This is a genomic window from Arthrobacter sp. UC242_113 (genome assembly GCF_044054585.1).
In the GTDB taxonomy this organism is placed as follows: Bacteria; Actinomycetota; Actinomycetes; order Actinomycetales; family Micrococcaceae; genus Arthrobacter.
In genome coordinates this window covers 1,511,519-1,528,126 of the sequence record NZ_CP171968.1, presented here as the reverse complement: position 1 = coordinate 1,528,126, position 16,608 = coordinate 1,511,519, and the positions used below count along the sequence as shown (strand labels likewise).

The 16,608-nt window shown below is 65.4% G+C and carries 10 protein-coding genes; 6 read left to right on the top strand and 4 right to left on the bottom strand.

Annotation, left to right across the window (positions count from 1 at the left end; all coding sequences use genetic code 11):
• The first annotated feature begins 61 nt into the window (after window positions 1-61).
• Entirely contained in the window at window positions 62-592 is a 531-nt protein-coding gene (locus ACHMXB_RS06755) for a hypothetical protein (protein ID WP_395403891.1), read from the top strand.
• A gap of 540 nt (window positions 593-1,132) precedes the next feature.
• On the opposite strand, the gene ACHMXB_RS06750 is transcribed toward ACHMXB_RS06755, so the two are convergent.
• The 4 genes from ACHMXB_RS06750 to ACHMXB_RS06735 all read right to left on the bottom strand — a co-directional run bounded on the left by ACHMXB_RS06750 (window position 1,133) and on the right by ACHMXB_RS06735 (window position 9,100).
• Complete coding sequence (locus ACHMXB_RS06750) at window positions 1,133-2,521, bottom strand: FAD-binding oxidoreductase (RefSeq protein WP_395403889.1); 1,389 nt, start codon at window positions 2,519-2,521, stop codon at window positions 1,133-1,135.
• 181 nt (window positions 2,522-2,702) lie between these two features.
• The gene (locus ACHMXB_RS06745) at window positions 2,703-2,927 is read right to left on the bottom strand and encodes a hypothetical protein (protein ID WP_395403887.1); all 225 of its coding nucleotides are present in this window, start codon (window positions 2,925-2,927) and stop codon (window positions 2,703-2,705) included.
• Window positions 2,928-3,116: 189 nt separating this feature from the next.
• Window positions 3,117-6,638, bottom strand: a complete 3,522-nt coding sequence (locus ACHMXB_RS06740; protein ID WP_395403885.1) for an Ig-like domain-containing protein — start codon at window positions 6,636-6,638, stop codon at window positions 3,117-3,119.
• Complete coding sequence (locus tag ACHMXB_RS06735) at window positions 6,581-9,100, bottom strand: Ig-like domain-containing protein (RefSeq protein ID WP_395403883.1); 2,520 nt, start codon at window positions 9,098-9,100, stop codon at window positions 6,581-6,583. The genes ACHMXB_RS06740 and ACHMXB_RS06735 overlap by 58 nt, the downstream gene beginning before the upstream one ends.
• Window positions 9,101-9,427: 327 nt before the next feature.
• Between ACHMXB_RS06735 and ACHMXB_RS06730 the strand changes: the two genes are divergently transcribed.
• The 5 genes from ACHMXB_RS06730 (at window position 9,428) to ACHMXB_RS06710 (ending at window position 16,607) form a co-directional block, all read left to right on the top strand.
• Window positions 9,428-9,814, top strand: a complete 387-nt coding sequence (locus ACHMXB_RS06730; protein ID WP_395403881.1) for a DUF3311 domain-containing protein — start codon at window positions 9,428-9,430, stop codon at window positions 9,812-9,814.
• Complete coding sequence (gene mctP, locus ACHMXB_RS06725; RefSeq protein WP_395403879.1) at window positions 9,811-11,487, top strand: monocarboxylate uptake permease MctP; 1,677 nt, start codon at window positions 9,811-9,813, stop codon at window positions 11,485-11,487. Before ACHMXB_RS06730 ends, mctP begins: the two co-directional genes overlap by 4 nt.
• A gap of 19 nt (window positions 11,488-11,506) precedes the next feature.
• Window positions 11,507-12,625: an aminotransferase class V-fold PLP-dependent enzyme gene (locus tag ACHMXB_RS06720; RefSeq protein ID WP_395403877.1), complete on the top strand. Its 1,119-nt coding sequence runs from the start codon at window positions 11,507-11,509 to the stop codon at window positions 12,623-12,625.
• A gap of 356 nt (window positions 12,626-12,981) precedes the next feature.
• On the top strand, window positions 12,982-16,137 hold the full coding sequence (locus ACHMXB_RS06715) for an efflux RND transporter permease subunit (protein WP_395403875.1): 3,156 nt from the start codon (window positions 12,982-12,984) through the stop codon (window positions 16,135-16,137).
• Window positions 16,138-16,151: 14 nt separating this feature from the next.
• Window positions 16,152-16,607, top strand: a complete 456-nt coding sequence (locus tag ACHMXB_RS06710; RefSeq protein WP_395403873.1) for a hypothetical protein — start codon at window positions 16,152-16,154, stop codon at window positions 16,605-16,607.
• Window position 16,608: the final 1 nt, after the last annotated feature.

Below are 16,608 nucleotides of genomic sequence, written 5' to 3'. Positions count from 1 at the left end.
CCTGTCCTCCGGCGCCGCTTCAACGGTAGCTCACCCATGCCGATGCCAGTAGGCTGCGGGCATGGGGTTTATTGGGGGGAAACGGGTCCGCGCCATGGCACTGTTGCTGGTCCTGGCCAGCTCCGCAGGGGCCTTGAGCGCCTGCGCATACACGTTCGACGAGGCCGCCCCGCCACCTGCGACTTCCCGGCCGGCCCCGCCTCCCCCGCCGACGGCCGATCCCGCGTTGGCGGAAAAACAGGCTAGCAACGAAGTACAACTGGACCGGATCCTCGGCCCCAGACCCTTTGACCTCGTCCTGGGCGGGTCGGGCGGAATCGGGGGCGACGGGCACCGCACCTCGCTGCCTGGCATACCTCACGGACGCTACAAGGTGACCTCTGCGTGTGTCGGCATCACGGATGCATCCCTCCTCCTTGCACAGCCGGACCGCAGGGGAGGATCAGCAACTTACGAACTCGCGCTCAAGTGTGGAACAACCAGCACCATGACCGTGAACCTTGAGGCAGGACAAGTTTTCGCCCATCTCGTGCCCATGACCACCGAGCCGGGCGCAGCGGTCGCCGGCTTCTGGATGGTCCCGGCACCGTAGACGGAGTCGCGTCCGCCAAGCACTATCAGAAGGGAAGACACGCGTGCCTTCAATCGTCTTTTCACCGTAAGACCAAAGGCTCAGGCGCCTCAGCCCCCGAATTTCCGGCGGTGCGAGGCGAACGCCGCGCTGGCGGGTAGCTATCGACTTATTCCGTCCTTAGCAACATCTCCCGCAGCCCGTCAATCTCGGCTGCGAGTTGCTCAGACGGGTACGACTTCGACTTCCGTGGCAGATTCTCACGGACTAGCCGCGCTGTTTCGGGAAGCACGCTGGCCAGCCAGGCGCGAACAGCTTCAGTAGTATCCGGTTTTTTTCGGGACCGAATGCCAGACAATAGAGCGTCGCTGCGTCCACCTTCAAGTGCCAGACGTGACGGGCCCCAATCCTGAACAATCCCGCCCGTACTTATAGCCATGCGGCAATTACGGCTCCCCGCGAGAGCCACCTGACTATGTTGATTCCCGTCAGGCGCCAGAACCCGGCCTGACGCACAGCCATCCGCCACAAAGCCCGGAACGCCAAACCCCCGCTTGCCGCCTACACCCTTGTGCGCGGTTTGATGTTGTGGTTAAGACTGAAGACATTGTTGGGGTCGTATCGGGCCTTCACGCCTGCGAGCCGGTCGTAGTTGGTGCCATAGGCTTCCCGGATCCGGTCATGGTCTTGGTCCCCGAGGTTGTTGACGTACACAGCTTCTTTGAGATGCGGGCGCAGGGCGTCGAAACAGCGGCGGGTCCAGTCAAGGTTGCCGTCTGGGTCGTCCGGGTCCTCCCACTGGGACAGGATCAGGCAGTCGTACTGCCGGTCGCGGTGGGCAAAGGCGGTGGCCTGCGGGTCCACTCGGCTGGCCGCTCCGGTCATCTGCTGCATCCCGATTCCCGTGTGCGGTGACGGGCACGTGGCCGCGAACTCCAGCAGCACGTCGATCGCGTCCTCGGTTAGGTCCTTGAGGAAGCTGGACTTCCAGTAGTGTTGGCGGCCCAGCGGAAAACTTGCGTCGGCTCCGCTCTGGAACGCTTGGTATGACATGGGCTCAATCGCCCCGGCGAACGGCCGGCCAAAGTCCCGAAGGGGCTTCAGGACCCGATCGCCTTCATTCAGCGGGCCGCAGTAGCACACCGCTATCGAGACGGTAGCCCCGCCGTCGGGGTGACGGGACACCGACCCGGCCATCGAGACCTCATCCGGGGCTTCGGACGCGAAGCCATGGTAGAACCGCAGAGCCTCCCGTGCCTGGTCTGGCGGGAAGCTCAGACCGCCGGCGAGCACAGTGCTAACCGGGTGCAGCTGGTAGGTCAGCGAGGTGACCACACCGAAGTTCCCGCCGCCGCCGCGGAGGGCCCAGTACAGGTCCTCGTTCTGCTCCCCGTTCGCGGTGACCATCTCGCCGTCGGCTGTGACCACGTCGGCTTCGAGGACATTGTCACAAGCCAGACCGTACTTGCCATTGAGCCACCCGATGCCGCCGCCGAGTGTCAGGCCGGCGATGCCGGTGACGGAGACGATCCCCAGGGTGGTGGCTTGCCCGAATGCCTGGGTTTCGTGGTCGAATTCCCGGAGCAGGAGGCCCGTCTGCGCCTGGGCTATGCGCCGGGCGGGGTCGATGCGGATGCCTTTCATCGGGGTGAGATCGAGCATCAGCCCGCCGTCGCATACTGCGGAACCGGCTACGCTGTGCCCGCCGGCGCGGACCGAGAGCGGCAACTGCTGTGCGCGGGCGAAGAGCACTCCCTGCCTGATGTCGGCCACTCCGGCACACCGGAGGATCGCTGCCGGCCGCCGGTCAATCATGTAGTTGAAAACCCGCCGCCGGAGCTCGTACTCATCCTGACCTGGTACCAGCAGTTGCCCGCGCATGCGGTCCGCCAGCCCGCGAAGTGCCGTGTCCTGGCCTTCTTCGCGTAAAACGTCTGCCCGTTCTGACATCAGAAACCCCCAATCGTTTGGGGAGATGGTCCGCCTCACCGATGGGCGTGTCAATAACCCGAAAGATGCCTTCCCGGACGTTTACTGCCTTCCAGCGGGGCGCCGTGTGGCACAGCCGAAGTAAGAAGAAGCATATGTGGTCCCGTGACGTACCACGTCCTAGTCGATCCGACCCGCAACCTCACCCTCCTGCCGGTCCAGCCCACGCGCTGAAGGTGCCGGTTCCGCCGCCGCCGTGGTCGTCATCCTTGCCGCACCTCAAACAGCGCTTATACAAACTTCCGTCTTCGGTATGTTCAACGTGCCACTCGTGGCGAATATTCAGCTTGCACAGCAGGGCCTTAATCATGACCTTCTCCGATCTAAGTGCGCCGCCGCGGCCCGGCAATCCAATGATGTCCTTCACGCTGCCTCCGGTGAAGGGGCAGTTCCTCGATCCTGGATTGCTGTCCCATGCTGGGGCATGGTTGGGGGCGTGGGAGTCAGCACCGGCTGCACCGTTCCGTGATTTTCGTGGCGCCCTGAAACGCTGAACGCCCCGGCCGCGAAAGCGGCCGGGGCGTTCACCTTGAAACTCCGGGGTGCGAAGGCCGCGTCAGCAGGCCGGAACGCCCGAATCCACAGGCCCGTCGGTCGGACGGATCCAGAGGTTGTTGATCACCTTGTACCAAACGTTGCTGGTGGACCCGGTGGGGCGGCCCGTGGCGCCGTCGTAGATGGTGTAGGCGGCACCCGTGGTCACGCACTGGACCTGCACGCGCGTGCCCTGCGCGACGAAGGTTCCGCCGCCGGCGGCACAGTTGGCCGCGGTGTCCGGAGAAGAGGTGCCGTTGGTGGGCCATTCGCAGGTACCGGGACTCGCCGTGCCGTTGTCCACCCAGAGGTACTTCGCCGGAGCTGTGCTTCCGCTCGCCGAGACCGCTGTGCGCTGGCCGAGGTCATCCACGGCTGTCACGGTGATGGAGATGGATTGGTCGTACCCGTTACCGGTGGTGACGGATCCTCCCCCGGCACCCAACGTGCCTGACTTCCCGTCCGTTGACTGGTACTCCAGTGCCACGACCCGGCGTCCGTTGTTGACCACGGCGCCGACGTCGAACCTCACCGTCGTGGTCACGGTAACGGGGTTGATACTCGCTGCGTGCGGTTTGCCGTATGGCGCCACCGGGTTGGAGTTGGTGACCGGCCCTTCGTATGTGGCGCCGTCCGCGCTGTTCACGGCGCGCACCCCGATGGTGTAGTTGCCGTTGTTGGGCACACCGGACCGGATGACCTTGTCAGACGGCACTGCCATGAAGCTGCTTCCATTGACCTGGTACTGGTAGCTCGGTGTGGCACCGTTGCCAGCGGCCGCACCAAAGGAAAGCTGCACCGCGTTGTCCAATGGATCGGCCCGGACGCCGGGGACGGCACCAGGCGCGCCGAAAGCGCGGCGGGGGTCCGACGGCGCACTGGCGGCTGACGTACCTGCCTTATTTTTGGCCACAACCGTGAAGGTGTAATCGGTGGCGGAATTGCCGACGGTCACAGGCACGCTCAGCTGGCTGCCGGACACGGTGCTGCTCGCTACCGTGGACCCACCCTGCATTGCGTTGACGGTGTAGGTGTCGATGGAGGCGCCGTTGTCCGCCGCAGGTGTCCACGACACCACCATGATCGATTCCGTCCCGCCGGAGGTAGTGCGGGTGGTGCTGGGCTTGCCGGGGGCGCCCGGTGCGCCGGCCGGGATGGCGCTGGCTGAATACGCGCTCCACTCCGACGGATCCGGCGCCTTGTTGGAAGCCTGGATCCTGACCTGGTACGGCGTCCCGTTCTGGAGGCCTGTCCACCGGTAGGACGTTCCCGTGACCTTGCTTGCCCGGATGTTTCCTGCCGGAGGTGCCGGTGAGATCTCCAGGTTGTAGCTCTCCACCGGTGAGCCGTTGCTCTTTGGAGGTACCCAGTTCACGGTGAGGGATCTGTCGCCGAAAACCAGCGCCGGTGCTGCCGGGGTGTCCGGCTTCGCGTCGGGACGGGCAGGTGCGGAAGCCGGAGATGGCGCCGAGTCGCCCAGCTCGTTCGTGGCCACCACAGTGAAGGTGTACTCCACGTTGTTGGTCAGGCCCGTGAGCGTGCACGTGGTGGCAGGGCACTGCTGGGAGAACCCTCCGCTGCCGCTGACCTTGTAGCCGGTAATCGCGGCTCCGTTGTTGGCGGGAGGCGACCAGTTGAGGACGACGGTGCGGTCACGCACCTCCCCGACAGCCGGAGTAGACGGAGCATCCGGCTTGTCCTTGACGGTGAGCCGGACGCGGCCGTCAACTTCGCGTTCCGCGTCCTGCGTTTTGTCCTGGACCCGGTAGCGGACAACCATTGTGCCCACGAACTCCTCGGCGGGCGTCACGACGACGCCGCCGCCCTCCACTGCGGCCGTGCCCCTGCCGGTTTCGACGGCGGCGCTGAGGATTTTCAGAGGTGATTCCGGGAACGGGTTGATGTCGTTGTCCAGCACCGGTACCTGCTGTGATTGCCCGGCCCGGGCGCTGGCGATGACATCATCATTCGCTGCGGCAAGCGGGCGCTTCGACGCGACCACGCGGACGTCCACGGCGCCTGCAACCGGTGCGCTGCGCCCGTCCGAGACGGTGACGCGCACGGTCAACGTGCTCCCCTTGGCCGCGCTGCCCACGGTGGCTTTGAAGAGGCTGCCGTCCAGGGAGGCTTTGATGCCGGCGGGCGGTGTCCCCTGCAGCGCAAAGGTGAGCTTGTCCTTGTCTGCCTTGTCGACGTCGCTGGCCACCTGGCGCAGGTCCAGGGTGGATTCCTCGCCCACCGCAGCGTCCACGGTGCTGGAGGGGAAAGTCGGAGGATGGTTCCGCCCCGGGTCGGGCAGGACACTGATGCCAATGGTCAGGACCGCCGTCCGGCCGTCTGGGTCATCAACGCTCGCGCCGTCGGTGACTTCGAGCGAAACTGCTGCCGGTCCTGTGTAGTCGTCGGCGGAGGTGAACACGATGGTGGTTGCGTCCTTCACGAGCGGCGCCCCGTTGGAGGCGACCGCCTGGACCTTCGTGTCTTGGGTGATCCGGGGGCTCTTGCCTGCACGGACCACCACCAGGTCCCGCAGGTTCATGGTCAGCTGCTGTCCGCTGACCACCTCCAGCGGTGCGGTGCTCCGCAGAGCGGGCGCCTGCCCCTGCAGGCCGGGTACCACGATGAACGCCGTCGAGCTGAGCTTGTCCACGTCGGTGACGGTGTACGCGATGATCTGCGGCTGGCTCTCCAGCCGCACCGAAACCTTACCGGGCGCCGAGATGCTGGCAGTGGGTGCCGCCTCCGGGAAGGTTATCTTCAGTTCCGCGGCGACGCCGTCCGGGTCTTCGTCGTTCTTCAGGACGGGGACTTCGACGACGGCCTTGCCCAGGGTCTCGGCGAACGCCACCCGGTCATCCCGAGCGACGGGCGCCAACGTGGCGGCGTCCTTGCGCACCTGGACTTTGAGGGTTCCGACGGCGGTGCCGCCGCGGCCATCGCTGATCTCGTACCGGACGATCGCTGTGGCGGAGGCTGCGGAAGGCGACGGGGCGGTGAGTTGCACCCGTCCGTCGATGACTTCGGCCTTCAGCTCCGGGGCAGCTTCCAGCCGGTTGGCTGTAAGGGTGACATTGTCGCCGTCGGGGTCGGAATCATTGGCCAACACGTCCACTGCCACGTGCCGCCCAGGGAGAACGGTGATACTGTCCTCAACGGCCCTCGGACGCTGGTTGGATCCCGGCGCCGGTGCGATGCCCACGGCCACGCGGGCGGTGGACCGTGCCCCGAACCGGTCCTCCACCACATAGGTGAAGGTGTCCTGTCCGGCAGCGTTGGCCGGCGCCGTGTATTCGACATAGTGCGCACCCACCACCGCTGTTCCCTTGCGCGGTGCCTGTTCCAGCCCCACCAGGGTGACAGAGTCGCCGTCGGGATCAATGCCGTCCAGGGGAATGGCGATCCTCGTCGTGTTGCCGGCTACGACCCGACCGGTGACGTTGTGGGGAAGTGGCCTGGAGTTAGTGCCCTCGCCGCGAATGTGAATGGTTACCTGCGCCGAGTCTTCCTGCCCGTCCGGGCCGGCAACGGCGTAGATCGCATGCACCGTTCCTCCTGCCCTGCCTGCCTTGAAGCGAAGCACGTCCCCGACACTGCGAGGAGGCCTTGGGCAGGGCTGATCCCCTGCACGAGTACCGGCTTGAGCTTCAGCTTGGCCCCATTGGGATGGGTGTCATTGGCGAGGACGGCGATGGTGGCGACATCGTTGGCCCGTACTGTGATTTCATCCGGGGCCGCCACAGGCGGGAGCAGTTTGGCGGGCGCCGGAATGGGCAGGATGGTTACATGCCCGGTTGCGCTGGCCACGCCGTTGGACACTGTGTAAGTCAAGCTGGTGGGCGCAGTCAGCCCGCGGACGTCGGTAATGCGCAGGATCTGGTGATTGACGACGGCGACGGCTACTGCCGTATTCCGGGGAAGCCCGACGGACTGGATGACAAGAACGCCCCCGGCCGGGTCCGAGTCGTTGGCGAGCGCGTCCAACAGCACTTCGCCTCCCACCGGCAGCAGCGCTGTATCAGCGACGGCGACCGGCTCACCCCGCCCGGCCCCGGCGGCACTGACATCGATCCGCACGAGACCCTCAGAGCTGTCCGGTCCGTTGGTCACCAGATACGTCACGTAATACGTTCCGGCGTTGGCTGCACGGAAGGTGAAGGTTCCCGCCTGGTAGTCAGGGGTGATTGCCTGTTCCTTCGCGCCTGCCACGCGTGTAAGCCGCAGCCCTTCGCCGGTGGGGTCGCTGTCATTCTTCAGCGGAGAGACCAGAATGTCCTGCCCGGCGGTACCCGTAACGTGGTCCGCGTTGGCCTTCGGCGGAAGGTCGCCTTGGGCGCGGACGTCCACCACCACCGTGCCCTCGACCTGGTCCCGGCCGTCGGAGACAGTGATGACGACGTCCTTTTTGCCCAGTGTTGATCCCACGTCCTTGAAGGTCAAAAGACCGTCCGCCCGGGTACGCACCTGGTCACCTTCACTGGAAGTGCGTGCTCCCAGCAGCAGCAGGTCGTCGCCGTCGGGATCGGTCCAGTCGCTGAGGATGTTCTGGGAGATGCTTTTACCCTGCTCCAGGATGATCGTGGGCACACGTTTCTGTGTTGGCGCACCGTTGCTGGCGGGGTCCTTTACGGTCAAGGTGACCGTGGCTCCGGCGGTGCCGCCACGGCCGTCACTGGCCAGGTACCGGAACTGCGACGTTCCGGTCGCATCGGCCGGCACCTTCACTTGCAGGCCGGTTCCGTTGTAGACGGCCTGCACGCTGCCGGCGCCGGGGTTGTCGCCCTGGAGCTGGACAGTGAGGACGTCCCCGTCCGGGTCCGAGTCGTTGTCCAGGACGGGCAGGAGCGTAGTCCGGCCGGGCCGCACTCCGAACTGGTCATCAGCGGCGGAGGGCGGCCGGTTCTCTTTGGTGCGGTCCGGGAGTGTGTCCACCAGGTTGTCTTCCGCGGCCGGTTCGTCCTGGGCCTCGGTCTTGCTCGGAGGAGGAATGATCTCGTCCCAGTTGGCAACGAGCCTCATGTTCTCCGTGACCAGCCAGACGTTGCCGGACGTGACGTCATTGAGGACCACGATGTCCCGGTTGACGCGAAAGACCAGGTTGGAGCGGGCGCTTGGACCCGGAATGTCAGACCTGCGGCTATCAGCGGCGTTCGCACAATCCCGCAGATATTTGCCTGCCCCGGACCACGCCGCGTAGACGCAGCCGTTGACATGGACCGGAGTGGCAGGTGTCCCCGCCGTTCCGAGCTCAACAACTGTCGCGGCGGAACCGTCCAGGGGTTGCTTGACCAGGCCCTTCTTGGTGGAGACGGCGACAAAGTCAGAAGCGGGACCGCTCTGTTGCAGCTTGGCGTCCGCCGCGTCCGGCAACTGCGCCAGCCGGCCGGAAGGAAGGTGAAGGGTCCCGGCATCGGCGTCGAAAACAACAGGCTGATCCCCGACGGCGGCGACCTGGATGTGTTCTTTGTTGAGGATCGACTGGTACTGGACGGTGTTGCGGGAATCCACTCCGCCGGTCGCATTTACACGAAGGGAAGTCACTTCCCCGCGCGCAGGGTCCGCGGCGTACACGACGTCGTCGGCTCCTACCGCCGCGACGACGCCTTTGGCGTCGCTCAGGACCGGTTCCTGTGAATCGAAGTCGACAGAGCCGAGCATGCTGCTCTGCGTCACCCAGAGACGGCCCGAATTCGGATCAGCCAGCGCCACCGCTTTTTCCCCGAAAGTCGGGACCGCCGATCCCGGAAGCTGCTGGGGCGGTTCAAGGGTGACCTCGGAGACCTTGACCCGGCCCAGGGAGGCATTGCCGCGGTCGGACACGAGCACATTGCTGCCGTGTTGGAGGACGTCGAAGTCGGCGCTGGCTGCCATGAGGCCGCCGTCCAGGGTTTTCGACTGGAAGTTCAGGTGGCCCACGAGGTTCATGTCGGAATTGGTCACCCACACGCCGCCGTCATTCAGGTCGATCTGCGTGGTCCGGAATCCCGGGTGGATGACGGCCACCGCCATCAGCAGTCCAATTGCCGAAAACGTCGTTGCCGACGCCAGTGCGCGTTGTTTTGCACGCGTCAATAAACGAAGCGGCATCCGTCCCCCAGTCTCGTGAATAGCCCCAAGCTAATATACGCGGACATACCGGCAGATCCCGAGCCAACATCGGCGTCGGGAACGCTAACCGTGCCGGCTCCTGCATCCCCGGCCCCGGCCGGAACCGGTCTCTTCCCGAGCGGGTCGGACGGGCGTACAAAGGAACTGGGGGGCAACGTTTGTAACCTCCGCCTCACCGCCCTCCGGGGACCCGGAGTCCGGGAGACGGGCTGACAAGGAGGTCGTGGGGTGTCTCATCAAGATCGTCCCGACCCGAGGCAGCGCCCCATCCCAGGGGTTCCGCCGGGCAGCGGACAGCCAACCCGCAACACCGCAACCCGCGGCCCGGCGCGGCGCGGGCGGTATGTCATCGCCGGCGTACTGCTTTCCGTCGCGATCCTGCTTCCGCTCATGCCGCAGACCTACTCGTTCAACGCGCCGGCCCTGGGCGGCATGCCGTTCTTCTACTGGTACCAGCTGCTCTGGGTTCCCCTTTCCGCTGCCTTAAGCGGCGTGGCGTACTGGCTCGTGAACACGGAGGACCGACGGCGGCGGGAAGCGGCCCGAGCGGGCGCTACCCGGCTCGACGGTGAAGCAGCGGGCGGTCAAGCAGCGGGCGGAGATGAACGGCCATGAACGGGCGCGAAATCAACTGGGTCGCCCTCATTATCGTGGTGCTCCTCTTCGTCGTTGTAGCCGTCATGGGCTTCCTGGCCGCCCGGTGGCGCAGGACGGCGGAGACCGAGGGCCTGCACAGCCTCGACGAGTGGGGGCTGGGCGGACGCGGCTTCGGCACATGGATCACGTGGTTTCTGCTGGGCGGCGACCTCTACACCGCCTATACGTTCGTTGCCGTTCCCGCCGCGATGTGGGCCACAGGGGCCGTCAGTGGCTTCTTCGCGGTGCCGTACACGATCGTCCTCTACCCGATCATCTTCATCATCATGAGCCGGCTCTGGTCCGTGTCCCACCGGCACGGCTACGTCACCTCGGCGGACTTCGTGGGCGGCCGCTACGGGAGCCGCTGGCTGTCCCTTGCCGTCGCCGTCACCGGCATTGTGGCTACCATGCCGTACATCGCCCTCCAGCTCGTGGGCATCAAGGCTGTCCTCACCGTGCTCGGCCTTGGCAGCTCCGAGAATGTGCTGCTGACGGACCTGCCGCTGATTCTGGCGTTCGTCGTGCTGGCCGCGTACACCTACACCTCGGGGCTGAGGGCACCGGCGATGATCGCCGTCGTCAAGGACCTGCTCATCTATCTCGCCGTGATCGTCGCGGTCATCTACCTGCCGATCAAGTTCGGCGGGTGGGACGCGATCTTCGGGGCGGCGAAAACGAAGCTGGACACCGTCAACGAAGCCACAGGGAAGCCCACCGGGGTGTTCATCCCCTCGGGCGCCAATTACTCGGCCTACTGGACCCTGGCGCTCGGATCGGCCATGGCGCTGTTCATGTACCCGCACTCCATCACCGGCGTGCTCGCGTCCAAGGGACGCAACACCATCCGGCGCAACGCCGCGATTCTGCCGCTGTACTCCCTCATGCTCGGCTTTCTCGCGCTGCTGGGTTTCGTGGCCATCAAGGCCGGCACCAAGCCGATCGACCTGAACGGGGCGGTCGACCCCCAGCTCGTGGTGCCGCAGCTGTTCCTGGACCACTTCCCTGCCTGGTTCGCCGGGGTGGCCCTGGCTGCCATCGCCATCGGGGCGCTGGTACCGGCAGCCATCATGTCCATCGCCGCCGCCAACATGTTCACGCGCAACATCTACCGGGACTTCCTCCGGCCCGACGTGGATCCGAAGACCGAGGCGAAGGTGTCCAAGATCGTCTCGCTCGTGGTGAAAGTCGGTGCGCTGATTTTCGTCATCGCCATGGACCAGTCCGCCGCCATCAACATGCAGCTGCTGGGCGGCATCTGGATTCTGCAGACGTTCCCCGCAGTGGTCGCAGGCCTCTATACGAGGTGGTTCGACCGCTGGGCGCTGCTGGTTGGATGGGCGGTGGGAATCGCCTTCGGCACCGCCTCGGCCTACAACGTCACCAATCCTGTCACGCACGCACACTTCGGCGGCTCCATTGCTCCGCTCCCGGGGACCGACTTCACCGTTTACATCGCCGTCTCGGCATTCGTGCTCAACCTGCTTGTCGCCGGCGTGCTGACCCTGGTGCTGAGGGCACTGAAGGTGCCGCAAGGAGAGGACAAGACGCGCCGGTCTGACTACGGCGCTGATGAAACGGACCCGAAGGTTGCCGAGATCGAACGGACCCAGCGTTTCGTGGAACCGGGAGGACCGTCACCCGTGGCATAGATGAAGGACGGCCCATGCCATGAACGTCAGCGACATCCGAGGGCTTTTCCCCGGGCTCAAAGACACCATCTATCTCAACACCGCCACCATGTGCATCGGCTGCGCGCCTGCCAGGGAAGCATACGAACTGGCTGCCGGGCGCTGGTCCGCCGGGCGGTTCGACTGGATGGAAGCCGAGCAGGCGGGTGAGCGCGCCCGCGGAATGTTCGCGGAAATCATCGGAGCCGCGGCGGCAGACATTGCCATCGTCCCCGCCGTCAGCACTGCAGCGGGGATAGTGGCCGCCAATCTGCCACCCGCCAGGCCTGGGGAGAACGTTGTTGTGGCGGAAAATGAATTCGCCTCGAACTACTACCCCTGGCTCTTGCTGAGGGAGCGTGGCTACGACGTGCGGGCGGTGGCTGCTGAAGAGGACGTGGTGTCGGCCGAGGCCCTCGAAGGGGCGGCCGACGGCGGAACCCGCCTGATCGCTGTCAGCGCCGTTCATCCCGTGACCGGATTCCGGGCAAATCTGAAGTCGATCAGCCGCATCGCGGCCGGCTCAGGAGCCTGGTTTTTCGTTGACGCCTGCCAGGCGGCCGGTGCCGTTCCCCTTGACGTGGCACGCGACGGCGTGGATTTCCTGGCCACCGCCAGCCACAAATTCCTTCTCGGGTCGCGGGGCATGGGTTACCTCTACGTCCGCCCCGGGCTGCTCGACCGCCTTCAACCCATCGTGCCCGGCTGGAAGGCCGCCCGCCTGCCGTTCGAAAGCTTCCTCGGCCCGGACATGGACCTGTCACCGACGGCGTCGAAGCTGGACGCTTCGTTGGCGTGGTTTCCGGCGCTGGCCGACGAGGCGGCGCTCGCTGTCCTTCACCGGTTCGGTATGGGTGCGGTCCTGGAGCGGAACGCACGTCTTGCGCTTCACCTGCAGAACGCGCTGGACGCGGCTGGCGTCAGCTTCCGGGCCTTCCCCGCAGAACACCGCTCCACCATCATCTCCGTTCCGGTGAGCGACCCCGACGCGGTCATGGCCCGGCTGCGCCATGCAAACGTGGTTGTGTCCCTCCGGGCCGGCAGGATTCGGCTGGCGACCCATTTCTATAATCTCGAGGAAGAGCTGGTTCGGGTCGCAGAGCTCATTGAGGGCCGGTGAGCCAACCAACGCGTCCGTATTCCGGCGACTTTGGACGGATACGGGTGACCTGCCGAAAATAAGTTGCCCGAGGCATTGACTTGGCCCCCCGCGAGGGCCAGTCTACTGCTAGACGTTTGGGGGGCGCGAAGGCAGTAGCAATGGAGCCGCGCCGTGAACATCTATTTGGCATATGAGACTTTCTTTCCCGGTCACCTCGCAGTCGACCTGACCGTAAACCAGCACACAGGGCCCACTGAAACACAAACAACCGATGAACTGACCGGCAAACACCGACATCGCCGGCGGCCCGGCCGCACCCACCAACTTGCGTTGTCCGTGAAGTCAGCGGGGACGGTGTTGGCGGTGAATAGGCCATGATGGGCGCCATTCTCGGCTGGGTTCTGCAGTTCCGGATCCTAGTCCTGGTTGTGGCGGCCGGCGTCCTCGGGTACGGCTTCACCGCTCTCCCCAGCATGCCGGTTGACGCCTTCCCCGAGTTCGCACCGCCCCAGGTCGAAATCCAGACCGAGGCCCTGGGACTCTCTGCCGCTGAAGTTGAACAGCTCATCACCTCACCCATGGAGGCCGATCTGCTCAATGGCGTGGCATGGGTGGAGGCGATCCGTTCCAAGTCGCTTCCCGGCCTGTCCTCGGTCCAGCTGGTCTTCCAGCCGGGTACGGACATGTTCCGGGCACGCCAGCTCGTCGCTGAGCGCCTGACCCAGGCCAGGGCGCTGCCCAACGTGTCGGCAGCACCTGTGCTCATGCAACCACTGTCCTCCACCAGCCGGGTGATGATGGTCAGGCTCACGTCCAAGGACATGTCCCCCATCGACATGTCCGTGCTGGCCCGATGGACCATGAAGCCCGCGCTCCTGGCCGTTCCCGGTGTGGCGAACATTTCCATCTGGGGCCAGCGTGACCAGCAGTTGCAGGTACTCGTGGACCCCAAGCAGCTCGAAGCCAAGGGCGTGACACTGGACCAGGTCATCAGGACCACGGGCAACTCCGTCTGGGTGTCCCCGTTGAGCTACCTTGAGGCCTCAACGCCGGGCACGGGCGGCTTCCTGGAGACGGGACATCAGCGGCTGGGCGTCCAGCATGTCCTTCCCATCACTACTCCCCAGGACCTCGGAAAAGTCAGCATCCAGGGCAGCACTGACAAATTGCTCCTGGGGGATGTCGCGCAGGTCCAGACTGATCATCAGCCGTTGATCGGTGATGCGCAGCCCGGCCAGGACGCTGAGCTGTTGCTGGTGATTGAGAAGTTCCCGGAGACAAACACCGCGGACGTCACAAAGGGGCTCGACGAGACCATGCGTGAGCTCGAGGCCGGGCTACCCGGCGTAACCGTCGACACCACCGTGTACCGGCAGGAGTCCTTCGTCGAGCAGGAAATGGGTACCCTGGGTATCGCGCTCCTGGTCACACTGCTGCTGGTCGCGGCGGCGTTCGGAGTAGTCTTCCGCTCCTGGCGCAGCGCGCTGATCACCCTGATCACCGTACCGCTATCCCTCATTGCTGCGGCCCTTTTGCTGACCCTGCGCGGGGCCGGGCTGAACACCATGGTCTTCGCAGGCATGATCCTCGCCCTGACCGTCATCATCGGGGATGTAGCCGAAGACCTGAACTCCGCCGCCAGTGCCTACCGGGCATCCAAGGCAAGCGACCTCGGGGATTCGAGGATCGCCCTGCTTGCGGGTGCTCTACGGCCCGTCCGCACCTCCCTGTTCTACGCGCTGCTGATCATGGCCCTGAGCGTTCTCCCCATGCTCTTCGTCCCTGGCGAAAACGGCGCCATGTTCGGGCCCCTGGTAATTGCATATCTGCTGGCGCTGGCGGTCGCCATGGTCGTGGCGCTCACAGTGACAGCGGCCCTCGTGTTCTTGCTGCCGCCGGCACCAACGGCTCCGGGCCGCGAGCGCCAGGCCATGCAGCGCCTACGTATCCGGTATGGGCGGACGCTGTCCCGCCGGCCGGGCAGGTCCGGGCTGGTCTTTGCCGCCGCGGCGGTCATGGCACTCGCCGCCCTGGCGTTGGCGCCGCAGCTGGTCCCCGATCACCCTGTGGTGCCGGTGCTGGCGGACAACACCCTGGTGGTCCAGTGGCATGCCGCGCCTGGCACCTCCGACCAGGAGATGGTCCGGATCACCGATACCGCGGCCCGCGAACTGCGGGCGGTGCAGGGCGTCTCCAATGTGGCCACCGAGGTTGGGCGCGCCATTACGTCCGACCAAGTGGGAGACATCAGTTCCGGAGAGCTGTGGGTGGGAGTGGCAAAGGATGCCTCGTACTCCAGCACCCTTGAGGACGTACAAAGGGTCGTGGCCGGGTACCCGGGGCTGAGCGCAACGGTCTCCACCTATCCGCAACAGAAAATCGACCAGATCCGGGAAGCTGCCGATTCCGGATTCGGCGTTCGGGTCTACGGCGTGGACATGGCCACCCTCCGGGCCAAGGCCGAGGAAGTCCGCCAGGTTCTCGCGCACACGGCCGGTGTTGTGAATCCCCGCGTTGATGCCGCCGTCGAACAGCCAACCGTCCAGGTCAAGGTGGACCTGGCGAAGGCACAGAAGGAGGGCGTCATACCCGGTGATGTCCGGCGTGCGGCGGCTGCGCTGCTGCAGGGCATCGAAGTAGGCAACGTCTACGAGCAGCAGAAGGTCTTCTCCGTGGTGGTCAAGGGAACGCCGGCCACCCGGAACAGCCTCACCAGCGTTCGTGAGCTGCTGATCGACACCCCCAAAGGCGGGCATGTGCGTCTTGGCGACGTCGCCGAGGTCAGCATCGTTCCAAACGATGCGGTCATCCTGCATGACGACACGTCCCGGCGCGTGGATGTAAGGGCGGACATCCAAGGGCGCGGACTGAGTGAAGTGCAGCAGGATATCGAAAGAGGCCTGCAGCAGATCCAGTTCCCGGTGGCTTACCACGCGGAGATCCTCACCCAGTTTGGCCAGCAGCAGTCCGCCTTCCAGTGGCTGTGGCTGCTGGCAGCAATAGCTGCCTTCGGCATCCTGGTGCTGCTGCAGACAGCGCTGGGCGGATGGCGGCTCGCAGCGGCCGTATTCCTCGGACTGATCGCATCCCTGTCGGGTGGAGTTATTGCAGCCCTGGCCGACGGCGGGGCGAACTACCTCACAGCGTTTGTCGCGTTCTCGGCCGTCCTGGGCATCGCCGTCCGCAGCTGCCTGCTGCTCGTCGGCGAGGTCAGGAACCTCCGTGCCAGGCAAAGCGGAGCCACGGGACCCGCCCTGGTGATCCGCGCCGCACGCGACAGGCTAAGGCCGACCCTCGCCTCCGTGGTCACCACCGCCGTCGCCCTGATTCCCCTCGTGCTTTTGGGCGGTGTCACAGGCACTGAGGTCATCCAGCCGATCGCCATCATCATCTGGGGCGGACTGCTGACCACCACCCTTTTCGTCCTGTTCGTGCTTCCCGCAATCCTGCTCCGCTTCGAAGGCAGCCAGGCAGGGACACGAACAGCAACGACACACGCCGAAGTCACCGAAGCCCGGACGGGCGCCTGAAAGCCGGATGCATCATGACAACGACCTCGCCGCGGATGCGCGGCCTGATGGTTCTTATCGTCCTGGGTCTCCTCACACCCGCATTGCCGGCCTGCAGCCAGCAGTCGACGGAGGCTCCGGCCGCTGGCGACGCTGCCGCGAGCCTTGAGGAGGTACCCGGGACCGACCTGAAGCGCATCACGCTGAACGAACACGCCGCCGGGAACATCGGACTCCAGACGTCGACGACGAAACTGGACCCAAAGAGCGGGAAACTCACCGTGCCCTACCTGGCGGTCCTCTACGACAGCCAGGGAAAAACCTGGGTCTATACGATTGCCGGACCGCGGGTCTATGTCCGCCAGTCCATCACCGTGGAGCGGATCGACGGCGAAAAGGCCACGCTGAGCGATGGTCCGGCCCCGGGCACGACTGTGGTGACCGTGGGAGCCGAAGAGCTGTTCGGCGCTGAGCTGGATGTGGCGAGCTGAC